This is a genomic window from Rhizobium sp. KDH_Rht_773_N (assembly GCF_052946295.1).
In genome coordinates this window covers 1,345,313-1,355,732 of sequence record NZ_JBRFNB010000002.1, presented here as the reverse complement: position 1 = coordinate 1,355,732, position 10,420 = coordinate 1,345,313, and the positions used below count along the sequence as shown (strand labels likewise).

Here is a 10,420-nt window from a genome sequence, read left to right as displayed (position 1 = left end):
GACTGGCGTCACTGCCCCGACGCTTGCCGCGATCCGCGTCGTTCAGTCCGTGGGCAGCGTGAAGACGGCGCAGGGATCGGCAATGCCGCGCAGGCGGTGTTCGCCGAGGGGAACGAGCTGCATGGTCGTGTGCGCGGCCAGCGCACCTGATATCAGCACACGATAGCCAAGGGTCTTGCATAGCCCCTCCAGCCGGCTGACAAGGTTGACGGCGGGGCCGATGGCGGTGAAGTCCAGCCGGTCTGCCGCACCGATATTGCCCCAGAGCATTTCGCCAAAATGCAGCGCCATGCCGAAGGGCAGCGGCTGCAGGCCCTGTGCCTGTCGTGCCGTGTCGAGATGGGCCATGCCCGCACGGGCGGCGGCAACGGCGCGCAGGCTAGCATCGCAGGCCTCACCGGGAGTTCCGGTTACGGGAAAGATCGCCAGAACACCGTCACCGATGAACTTCAGCACTTCGCCCCCGAAAGCGTGTACCGCGCCGGCCACACGGTCGAACCAGGCATCGAGGGTGGCAATCATGAGGGAGGGCTCGGTCGCTTCAGAGAGCGCCGTGAAATCGCGCAGATCGGCGCAGAGCAAAGCGGCGCGAATGGTTTCACCGCTGCTGCGGCCGAGCGCCCCGGCCTGCACCTGCGCGGCACTGCGTCGGCCGAGATAGGCCTCAAGCAGCGTTGTCAGCGCCGTTCGTGCGGCCAATGCAGCCAAGGGGGCCGCGGCAAAGCGCGCGACCTGCCGCAAGTGATCCTCCTCGCTGCGATCAAACGCACGCGATCCGGCCCAGCCCAATATCGGACCGTCGGAGCCCTGACCGATCCTTCCTTCGTATGTCGGCCCAAGCCCGGCGAGCCAGTCACCGGCAGCCTTGTTGGTCGGGCTGCCGCCAAAATCAAGCGCTTCGATGACGGCGCCGGTCTGCACCCGCCATAACCAGGTGCGGTGCGCAATGATCGGGTGCGGAACGGCGAGGGTGAGGCCGCCGCCTGCAAGCGGCAGGCCGGCGGCGAGCAACTGGCGGCCAAGCTCGGCTATGAATTGTTCGGGGCTGGGCGAGGCGCTGGCCTCATCGATCAGCCAGGCGAGATGGGCGGGTAAATCCATGTCCGATCATGCCATACCGGCCGTCTGATGTCAGCCGCATGGCCACAACGGTCAGCCGGCCCACTTCTTCTTCAATTGAGAGGATCGGTCACTTCCTGCCATGGAAGGGATCAGGGCCGGGGTCGTGTCCGGCCGCCACGGTGCTCAGCCGGCCAAGGTAGTGAGCCCAGCCCTCGGCATGGCCGGCGCATTGCTCGGCATTCGGCAACCCGGTATGAGTCAGGCGCAGGAGCGTTCCATCCGGCTGTTCGATCAGATCGATCTCGACGAGGCTCGAGCCCGGCGGCACCACCTCGCTGCCATCCCAGCCGAAACTGTAGGCCAGACGGTGGACCGGCACGACTTCGCGAAAAGAGCCGCGAGCGAAACGTGCACCGGTCACGTTGACGAGATAGAGTCCCCCCGGTTGCGGCTCGATCTCCGCCTCCGTTCCCATCCAGCGGAGGATCTTTTCCGGATCCGTCAACAGGGCGAACACTGCCGCAGGCGGCGCGGAAAGATGTGTTTCGCGACGAACGACGAGAGCCTCTTGCATCGCTTCCTCCCCAGTTTGCTCTGCGCCGGCCGGGCGCGCGACGCGGTATCCCGGATATTTTAGGGGGAGGATCGCGCGCAACAAGGGCGTCAGCGCTTTCGTGAGAATGACTGTTCAAGACTGGAGGCTAGCTAAAGATAGTCGCGCAAAAAAATACAACCCGTAATTTATCCTCGTTTAACCCAAAGATGCTGTCATTCTGCGAGGTTTTGTTTTGCGTCCTTTTAGACCTGGTGTTACGGAGAAGGAAGATGCGCAAATTCCAGGGTTCAACGAAAAACCCGGGATTCACTCCAGTTGCCGCGATCCCGCGGGACTTTTTTCATCAATCGCCGATCCAGGCGGCTTGCACTTGGTGCTTGTTGCCAAACTCACCCATGCGGGTGCGAGCCGGATGTGAACCAGCCAACAGATGGTACAAGCTCCGCCTGCCGCGCGTTGCGTTGCTTGGCTGCTTGATGGCTGGCACCGCATATCCTGCCTTGGCGCAGACCGCCTGGACCGGCGCAGCCGGGAACGACGATTGGTTCGACGCCGGAAACTGGGACATCTCGGCCGTCCCGGGTGCCTCAACATCCATTGAAGTCAATTCCGGGCATGCCGTGATTTCCGGCAACGCCGCTGAAGGCGACAATGTCTCCATAGTATCTGGAGGGACGGTAACCGTAACCGGGACAGGATCCACGTTGACGACCACGGAAACCCGCACGGATGGGGGATCGTTCACTATTGAGGATGGCGGCCTTGTCACCAACAGCAGCGGCGTCGTCGGTGGCATTGCCACCATCTCAGGCACCGACGCTGGCGGCAATGCATCAACCTGGATCAACAACGACTATTTCGCGGTCGGAGATGGCGGGACCGGCACACTGAATATCCTCGGCGGTGGCAAGGTTGTCGTCAACACCGATGCTATTCTTGGCCAATCTTTCCACGGCAGTGCATTGGTCTCAGGGCCTGGGTCGTCCTGGGAAAATACCGGACGGCTGACCATCGACAACGGAAGCTTGCGTATCGAAGACGGCGGTAGTGTCTCGAACACATTGGGTATCGTCGGCGATTCAGACACTGGCGATGCGGTCGTGACTGGCCCAGGCTCGAGCTGGGTCAACACGGGACAGCTGACGGTCGGGAGCTTCGCTACGGGTACTATGCGCGTCGAGAACGGCGCTGCCGTCATCAGCAACCAAGGCTATGTCGGCGCCAGTGTCGGCAGCGATGGAAGTGTCACCGTGACGGGGAATGGCTCCAGCTGGCAGGTGACGGATTTTAACCTCACCCTGGGGCATTTCGGCGTCGGCTCGATGATCATTGACGACGGAGGGCGGGTGTTCGCGAAGACCGGGGTTTGGCTCGGTGTTTCGGCAACTGATGCAATCGGAACGCTGAACATTAACGGCACGCCGGGTGCTCGTGGGGTATTGGAGACCCGTGGATTTCGGGGCGGCATGGGAACCGCGGATCTCACGCTCGATGGGGGCATCGTGCGAGCCATCGATGACAATGCCGCGTTCTTTTCCAACTATGGCACTCAGCAGGTGCAGTTGGGGGCTGGTGGTGGCATCATCGATACCGACGGCCATGACATTGGCATCGCTCCAGTCATTTCCGGCGTCGGCCGCTTGACAAAGGACGGCCTGGGCACCCTCACCCTGACCGGGGAAAACATCTATGGTGGCGGCACGACCATCATCGACGGCACGTTGCAGCTCGGCGACGGCGGAACGACGGGCTCGATCCTTGGCGACGTGACCGATGACGGCATCCTGGCCTTCAACCGCTCGGATGTCGTGACATTCGGCGGGACTATCACTGGAACAGGAGGGGTCCACCAGATCGGGAGCGGGCGGACTATCCTCACGGCCGATAGTTCAGGCCTTGTCGGCGTCTCACAGGTCCAGAACGGCATCCTTTCGGTCAACGGTATTCTTGGCGGCGCGATGGAGGTCAGAGGCGGGCGGCTTCAGGGCATTGGCCAGGTTGGAGGCACCACCAACTTCACAGGCGGTGTGATTGCGCCCGGCAATTCGATCGGCACGCTGACTGTTTCCGGCAATTATATCGGCAATGGTGGCACCCTGGAAATCGAGACAGTGCTCGGAGACGACAGCTCCGCTGCCGATAAGCTGGTCGTTACCGGAAACACGTCCGGCAACACCAATGTCCATGTGATCAATCTGGGCGGCCTCGGCGCGCAAACCGTCGAAGGCATCAAGATCGTCGATGTCGGCGGAATATCGAACGGAAACTTCACGCTCTTGGGCAGTTACACGTTCGAGGGCGACCCGGCCGTCGTTGCAGGCGCCTATGCCTATCGCCTTTATCAGGGTGGCGTCAGCACACCCACCGACGGTGACTGGTATCTGCGCTCGGCCCTGTTGAATTCCGTGTCTCCGCTCTACCAGCCGGGCGCTCCCGTCTACGAGGCCTATGCCGGCGTGTTGCAGAGCTTCAATGAACTCGACACGCTGCAACAACGCCTGGGCAACCGCTCGTGGCCCAGCAGCGCTATCGCGGCGGACACGCCGCCCAATAATGCCGACGGTGCTGGAAGCGGCGTGTGGGGACGCATCTTTGGCCGCCATACCAGCATCGATCCAGTGAATGCGACAACCGGGGCCAACTACGACGCAGATATCTGGCAATTGCAGGTCGGGGCGGATGGTCAGCTCTATTCCAGAGACGCAGGCGATCTCACCGGCGGTATCTCGGCGCGCTACGGCACCATCTCCGCCGATGTGTCTTCGAGTTTTGGCAACGGCTCGATCAACAGCTCGGGCTATGGCGTCGGCGGATCGATGACGTGGTATGGGAAAACAGGCTTCTATCTCGATGCCCAGGCGAACGCCACCTGGTACGACAGCGATCTGTCCTCCTCCACTGCCGGGATGGGTCTTGTTTCCGGCAATGATGGCTTTGGCTATGCATTCGGGCTGGAAGCAGGCCAACAGATTGCGCTCGGCGCCAGCTGGTCCGTTACTCCCCAGGCGCAGCTGACCTACTCGGCAGTCGACTATGACGACTTCACCGATGTTTTCGGCAGCACAGTTTCCCAAACGGAGGCCCACAACCTCAGGGGACGCCTCGGTATCTCCGCCGACTACGAGGCTGGCTGGATTGATGACACGGGCCAGACAAACCGTCTGCATGCCTATGGTATCGCGAACCTCTACTACAATTTCCAATCGGACACGGAGGTCACGCTTTCCGGCGTCAGGCTCGCCAGCGAACAGGACCCGCTCTGGGGCGGCCTCGGTCTTGGCGGTACCTACAATTGGGGCGATAACAAATATGCTGTATATGGCGAGGCCACGGTCGACACCAGCCTAAACGATGTTGGGGACAGCTATGCCCTGACGGGAAGAATGGGTCTGAATGTCAAATTCTAGGCCGCAAGGATCGATCGGAGATAAGGCCTTCAGGCTCCCGGCAAGGGAGGTCGTCCGATTGGCACAAGCCCTGGTCACAAGCCCGGCAGGCGCGAAGCGCGGATCGATGGCGACGATCCGCGCGGGGTGCCATTGAAAGAGCAGGGCGTCGGCCCGCATGTCGGAGTGGAAGCGCTTGCCGAACCATTGCAAATTCCTGAGAACGCCCTCCAGCGGATGTTCTGAGGGAACGCCGGCCCCTCTCCAGAGCCCGATCATCTCGATTGGAAGTTTGAAGCCGGCGATTGGGCGACAACAAATCCTGTTGGATCTATCGCAACAGTTTTAAGGAACCGGTCAGCGACCTCACCCATTTCGCTGGCCCGGCAAGGCCGAGCCCGTCGATCTCTTCATCGCTCAAGTCTCTGTCCGGGAAGCTGCGTTGATAGTCGGTATAATCATGCAGTGACCGCGCAAAACCGGGGAACGGCACGATGGCGTGTTCCTCCTTTTGGTCGAGTGCCTTGAGCATGATCTGGCGGATCGTCTGTCCATCGGCCTGCAGGATCGGCACGGGCCGGTTGGAGACGATATCCGTGGTTCTGCCGGCCCGGTCACTCAATCTTTCGGCGCCGAGGAGAGGCATCTTGGCGCCCATGCCTATGCCGATGGCGCTGACGGTGTTGGCAATGAGGGCTGGCGGGAGTTTGGGATCGACGACAATGGCAATGCGAATATCGGAGAGCATCGGAAGGACCTGAGATTGCGATGGCGACAGGCTAAACGATCGCCGCAGAAGAATCCTGTCTGATATTGCGCCCCAATGCCGATATTTGGTAGAATTGACCTGATATTCGTGATCTCGGGGTAGGTATTACCGATGGCGACATTCGAGCCGGTCGAACTGAAGATCCTCTCGAGCCTGCAGGCTGAAGGCCGGCTGACCAATCAGGAGCTGTCCGAGCGCGTCGGCACATCGACCTCTCCTTGCTGGCGAAAAGTGCGTCAGCTCGAAGAGGCGGGCGTGATCCAGGGGTATAGGGCCGATCTCAACCGGCGCAAGCTCGGGCTCGGGGTCCTTGCCTTCATCCGAGTGAAGATCGACAGCCATAACGAGGCCGAAGCAGACGCCTTCGCTGCCGAAGTTGCACGATTGGAGGAGGTTGTCGCCTGTTACAGTATTGCCGGCGACTCGGATTTTCTGTTGCAGGTCGTTTCTCCCGACCTCGATTCCTATGCCGACTTTGCCATGTCGGTCGTGCGTCGTCTGCCGCGCATCAAGGAAATGCAGACCACCTTCGTTCTCAAGGAGATCAAGCCGTTTGAAGGTTTCCCGGTCGGCCTTTAAGAAGCCGATCTGAGCTTGTGAACGACAGAATAGCCGTCCAGCAGAGCTGGACGGCTGATCGTGTTGAAAAGCAAGCCGTCACGACTTCAATATAGATCGAACAATCAACGTTTTAACGGGTCTAGTCTCGCCGACGGCGCTTGCGCCAGGCTTTTCGCGCCGCACAATAAGTATGATGATTTATTTCAGGCGTGGTGTGTTGCTGGCAATCAACTTGTGCGTCGTCTTCGGGAAGCTTCATTGTTGAAGCAAGAGATTCTTGGTCTCCACCCGATTGACCGGGCCGGAAATCCTGCGCTAGCTTGATTAAATCAATTTGATTGAATCCAGCAATGAGAAGCAGGAAATGCAGAAAAATGGGCCATCGCCACGCGCGAAAGCACGCTCGTCGGCTTTCCTGCCACGAAGCGACCGCACCTGATTTCCTCGGGCCGATCGGTGTCGATGAAAGCCTGCGCGACATCGGCAGGGAGTTGCGCTCTGCCGTGAAGACGACGGGCTACGGGCATACGATCATCGGCAGTGTCGGCTCCTCCTCCCGACAGAAAGCCGTCGGCGCCACGCCCATCCCGATTCCGTTCCGGGCATTTATGCCGGCATGCTCCCGTCCTCACAGCGACAATCCGAATAGAAGGAAACGATCATGTCCACACCGCGATATCAGGCCCTGCGGCTCGAGACTTTCTGGAACCCTCCAGCCGATGGCAAGGATTTCTCCTACGTTCTGCAGCTCAAGAACCTGGCCGCCGAGCCGCTTTCCGGCTTCTCGCTCTGTGTCAGCGGGCCAGGACGGGTCGATCCTGCCGGTCGCGTCGAGGGGGCGACGGTTTCGAAAAGGCTGTCGAATTTCACCGAGTTCTATCCGCCGGAAGGCTTCGTTCTCAACAAGGGCGAAACCTGGACGATATCGGTCCATGCCCTGAGCTGGCAGTTCCGTCACTGGACGGATGGCGCAACCAGCGCCTATCTGGCCCTTGCCGATGGCAGCACCGTTTCGCTCGGCCTCGAGCCCACGCGCTCTTCCGCCAGCAACGCGCCATTGAAGCGCGGTGCGGAGGTTTATCCGGTGCCCGCGAGCGAGCCGGTGCCGGTTTCGATTATCCCCTGGCCGAACCATGTCGCCGTCGCGTCGCGTCAACCGTTGCCGGCGGGCTTTGCCCTGCAGGCTGACGATCCGGATGCAAAGGTGGCGGCCGGCCGTTTCAAGGCATTGGTCGATCATCTCTTCGCCGTCGAAGGAATCATCCGTACAGCCGCGGAGGGAGCTGCGACCGTTACTCTGAAGAAGGCTGCCGGCTATAGCCCTGAAGCCTATCGGCTGAGTTTCGAAGGGACAGCCATCACCGTCGAGGCAGCGAGCCAGACCGGTTTCCTTTACGGCCTCGTGACGCTCGGGCAGATTTGGCGCGGCGCGCGCCTGCATCCGCGGACCTTCCAGTTTCCGGCCTCGGGCGAGATTGTCGATGAGCCGTCGATGGGCTGGCGCGGGCTGCATCTCGATGTCGCCCGTCAGTTTTATGGTGAGGCGGAAATCAAGAAGCTGATGGCGGTGCTTGCCTGGAACAAGCTCAACCGCTTCCACTGGCACCTCTCGGACGACGAGGCCTGGCGCGTGGAGATCGATGCCTATCCGGCATTGACCGAAATCGGCGCATGGCGTGGCCATGGTCTGGCCCTGCCGCCGTTGCTCGGCTCGAGCCCGGCCCGTACCGGCGGCTACTATACCAAGGCTGCCATTCGCGAAATTGTCGCCTATGCTCAGGGTTTCGGCATCGAGATCGTGCCGGAGATCGACATACCCGGCCATTGCTACGCCATGCTGCAGGCCATACCGGAACTGCGCGATCCGCAGGAGGCCGGCAGCTACTATTCCGTCCAGGGCTTCCCGGACAATTGCATCAATCCCGCCCGCGAAAAGACCTATGAAGTCATCGAAACGATCTTTTCGGAACTCATCGAGCTTTTCCCCTTCAGGACGATCCACATCGGTGCCGACGAAGTGCCGCTCGGCGCGTGGTCCGGCTCACCGGAGGCGCTCGCAAAGCTGCGTTCGCTCGCCGGTGACGAGGTTGCCGATGCGCATGCCAGGCGCCTGAACGTCATCACCAATACGCATGGTGCCGATGATATCCATGGATCGGGCGCGGCCGTCCTGCAGGCCGAGTTCCTTGAGCGGGTCCAGCGTTTCCTTGCCTCCAGGGGCTGCATTACCGGCGGTTGGGAAGAGGCGGCGCACGGCGACGTCATCGATAAATCGAAGAGTTATCTTTGCAGCTGGCGCAATGTCGAAGTCGCTGCAGAACTTGCCAATCGTGGATACGAGATCGTCGTCTGCCCCGGGCAGGTCTACTATCTGGACATGGCGCTGCGGCCTGACTGGGATGAACCGGGCGCCAGCTGGGCCGGCACGTCGGATGCAGAAAAGATCTACAGGTTCGACCCGGTCGGTGGCTGGACGGAAACGCAAAAGCAGAAGCTTCGCGGCATTCAGGCCTGCATCTGGTCCGAGCCGATGACCGATCGCGCCGTTTTCGACCGGCTCGTTTTCCCCCGCCTGTCGGCCCTTGCCGAAACTGGATGGACGAAGCCGTCCGCCAAATCCTGGGAGCGCTTCAGGGCGCTTGCCGGCCTGATGCCGCTTCTCTACGGTCTGCAGCAATCCTGACAGGGGGGCTGCGCCTCGAGCGAGGCGTGGGCTAACCGACCGGCTTTTGCAATACGTCGAAACGGGGATTGGTCTCCGAAAAGATCGGCAGGGCAGCAGCGCCGAGAATGGCGGTATCCCTGCCGGTTGCGCCGATCATGACGCGCGGAACGCTTCTCTCTTCGGTCGGATCGATCGGTAGGTGTAGGGGCTCCAGTCGCTCGGCAAGCCGGCGCATCAGCAGGCTGGAGATAGTGCCGCCAAGCACGATGGTCTGCGGGTCGAAAGCGAGTTCGAGGAAATCGATGGTCTGCCGCAGCGGCTGCACGGCCTGATCCAGCCAGGCGTTGAGACCTTCGCCGTTCATCGCAATATGGGTGTCGAGATCCTCAGGTGAAAGTTCCCGCGCATTCTCTATGCCCATGAATTCATAGGCAACCGTTGCGGAGATATAGCGGTCGAGGCAGCCACGCTTGCCGCAGCCGCAGAGCCGGCCGTGCGGCTCGACGATGATATGGCCGATCTCGCCGGCATTGTGCCTGCTGCCCTTGTAGAGATGTCCATCGAGGAACATGCCGGCGCCAATGCCGCCGCCGCCGGCGAGGAAGAGATAGACGAAACTGCCGAAGCCCCGGGCAACACCATGCAGGCGCTCGCCGATAGCCGCCGCCGTTGCGTCGTTCTCGACGAGCACGGGCACTTTCACGCGCCGCTCCAGCTCGTAACCGACGGGAAAATCCTGCCAGCCAGGCAGGTTTTGCGGGCTGAGCGACGTCACGCCCCCATCCGCATAACGTCCCGGCAGCGCCATACCGACACCGAGCAGCCGATCGCGGTCAAAAGCGAAGGCCTGCTGCAGATCCTCCACGATAGCTCCCAGTACCGACATCGCCCGTTCAGGATCGGGATATTCGACATGACGTTCAATGCGGGCGCAAACGGCGCCCGAGAGATCGGTCAGTACGCCGCTGGCGCGCCGGGGGCCAAGTTCAAGCCCGATCGAATAGGCCCCGTGCGGGTTGATCGAATAGGGAATAATCGGCTGGCCACGAGCCAGTTTCTGCGCCTTGGCAGGCACGAGCAGGTGCGAACGCTGCAATTCCTCAACGATATTGGAGACTGTCTGCGCCGTCAGCGCGGTCATGCGGGCAATTGCGGCGCGCGACAGCGGGCCGTTGGTACGGATGGCCTCAATCACGACACGCCTGTTGTGTGACTTGGCCTGCTCGAGATTGGTGCCGGAAATCGCTTTCATGGTGTCTTTATGCAGCTCGAATATCACCATTGCCACAAGAAGATCACGCGGGGAAGGGGAGAAGTGTGTAGTCTTTTCAACGTGATCGCGGCGGCAATTGATACCGGTTGCTCTGTGGTCCTTAAAGTATCACTTTAACGGCCGTGTCGCTGAGTTCGATTGCCGCTGA

At 61.0% G+C, this 10,420-nt stretch carries 8 protein-coding genes; 3 read left to right on the top strand and 5 right to left on the bottom strand.

The window, feature by feature from the left end; all coding sequences use genetic code 11:
- Window positions 1-42: 42 nt before the first annotated feature.
- Both ACU8HS_RS28115 and ACU8HS_RS28110 read right to left on the bottom strand, forming a co-directional pair.
- Window positions 43-1,101, bottom strand: a complete 1,059-nt coding sequence (locus ACU8HS_RS28115) for an adenylate/guanylate cyclase domain-containing protein (RefSeq protein ID WP_447016175.1) — start codon at window positions 1,099-1,101, stop codon at window positions 43-45.
- An 88-nt stretch (window positions 1,102-1,189) separates the two neighbouring features.
- Window positions 1,190-1,636 carry an SRPBCC family protein gene (locus ACU8HS_RS28110; protein WP_112570033.1) on the bottom strand — a complete coding sequence of 149 codons (447 nt, stop codon included), beginning with the start codon at window positions 1,634-1,636 and terminating at the stop codon, window positions 1,190-1,192.
- Window positions 1,637-1,887: 251 nt separating this feature from the next.
- On the opposite strand from ACU8HS_RS28110, the gene ACU8HS_RS28105 reads away from it, so the two are divergent.
- Window positions 1,888-5,025: an autotransporter family protein gene (locus ACU8HS_RS28105; RefSeq protein WP_447016174.1), complete on the top strand. Its 3,138-nt coding sequence runs from the start codon at window positions 1,888-1,890 to the stop codon at window positions 5,023-5,025.
- On the opposite strand, the gene ACU8HS_RS28100 is transcribed toward ACU8HS_RS28105, so the two are convergent.
- Complete coding sequence (locus ACU8HS_RS28100; RefSeq protein WP_447016173.1) at window positions 4,963-5,283, bottom strand: GXWXG domain-containing protein; 321 nt, start codon at window positions 5,281-5,283, stop codon at window positions 4,963-4,965. The genes ACU8HS_RS28105 and ACU8HS_RS28100 overlap by 63 nt on opposite strands.
- Window positions 5,284-5,335: 52 nt before the next feature.
- Entirely contained in the window at window positions 5,336-5,752 is a 417-nt protein-coding gene (locus tag ACU8HS_RS28095) for a DUF2000 domain-containing protein (protein ID WP_112570037.1), read from the bottom strand.
- A gap of 132 nt (window positions 5,753-5,884) precedes the next feature.
- Here ACU8HS_RS28095 and ACU8HS_RS28090 point away from each other — a divergent pair, with 132 nt between their 5' ends.
- Entirely contained in the window at window positions 5,885-6,352 is a 468-nt protein-coding gene (locus tag ACU8HS_RS28090; protein ID WP_112570039.1) for an Lrp/AsnC family transcriptional regulator, read from the top strand.
- 643 nt (window positions 6,353-6,995) lie between these two features.
- Window positions 6,996-9,017, top strand: coding sequence for a beta-N-acetylhexosaminidase (locus ACU8HS_RS28085; RefSeq protein ID WP_447016172.1), 2,022 nt, complete (start codon window positions 6,996-6,998; stop codon window positions 9,015-9,017).
- A gap of 31 nt (window positions 9,018-9,048) precedes the next feature.
- Here the strand turns inward: ACU8HS_RS28085 and ACU8HS_RS28080 are convergent, their stop codons facing one another.
- Window positions 9,049-10,251, bottom strand: a complete 1,203-nt coding sequence (locus tag ACU8HS_RS28080) for an ROK family transcriptional regulator (RefSeq protein WP_112753705.1) — start codon at window positions 10,249-10,251, stop codon at window positions 9,049-9,051.
- Window positions 10,252-10,420 lie beyond the last annotated feature (169 nt).

Coding starts and splice junctions, on each gene's coding strand:
- ACU8HS_RS28100 (WP_447016173.1), bottom strand. CDS start 5,283: ATGATCGGGCTCTGGAGAGGGGCCGGCGTTCCCTCAGAACATCCGCTG.
- ACU8HS_RS28115 (WP_447016175.1), bottom strand. CDS start 1,101: ATGGATTTACCCGCCCATCTCGCCTGGCTGATCGATGAGGCCAGCGCC.
- ACU8HS_RS28080 (WP_112753705.1), bottom strand. CDS start 10,251: ATGAAAGCGATTTCCGGCACCAATCTCGAGCAGGCCAAGTCACACAAC.
- ACU8HS_RS28085 (WP_447016172.1), top strand. CDS start 6,996: ATGTCCACACCGCGATATCAGGCCCTGCGGCTCGAGACTTTCTGGAAC.
- ACU8HS_RS28105 (WP_447016174.1), top strand. CDS start 1,888: ATGCGCAAATTCCAGGGTTCAACGAAAAACCCGGGATTCACTCCAGTT.
- ACU8HS_RS28095 (WP_112570037.1), bottom strand. CDS start 5,752: ATGCTCTCCGATATTCGCATTGCCATTGTCGTCGATCCCAAACTCCCG.
- ACU8HS_RS28110 (WP_112570033.1), bottom strand. CDS start 1,636: ATGCAAGAGGCTCTCGTCGTTCGTCGCGAAACACATCTTTCCGCGCCG.
- ACU8HS_RS28090 (WP_112570039.1), top strand. CDS start 5,885: ATGGCGACATTCGAGCCGGTCGAACTGAAGATCCTCTCGAGCCTGCAG.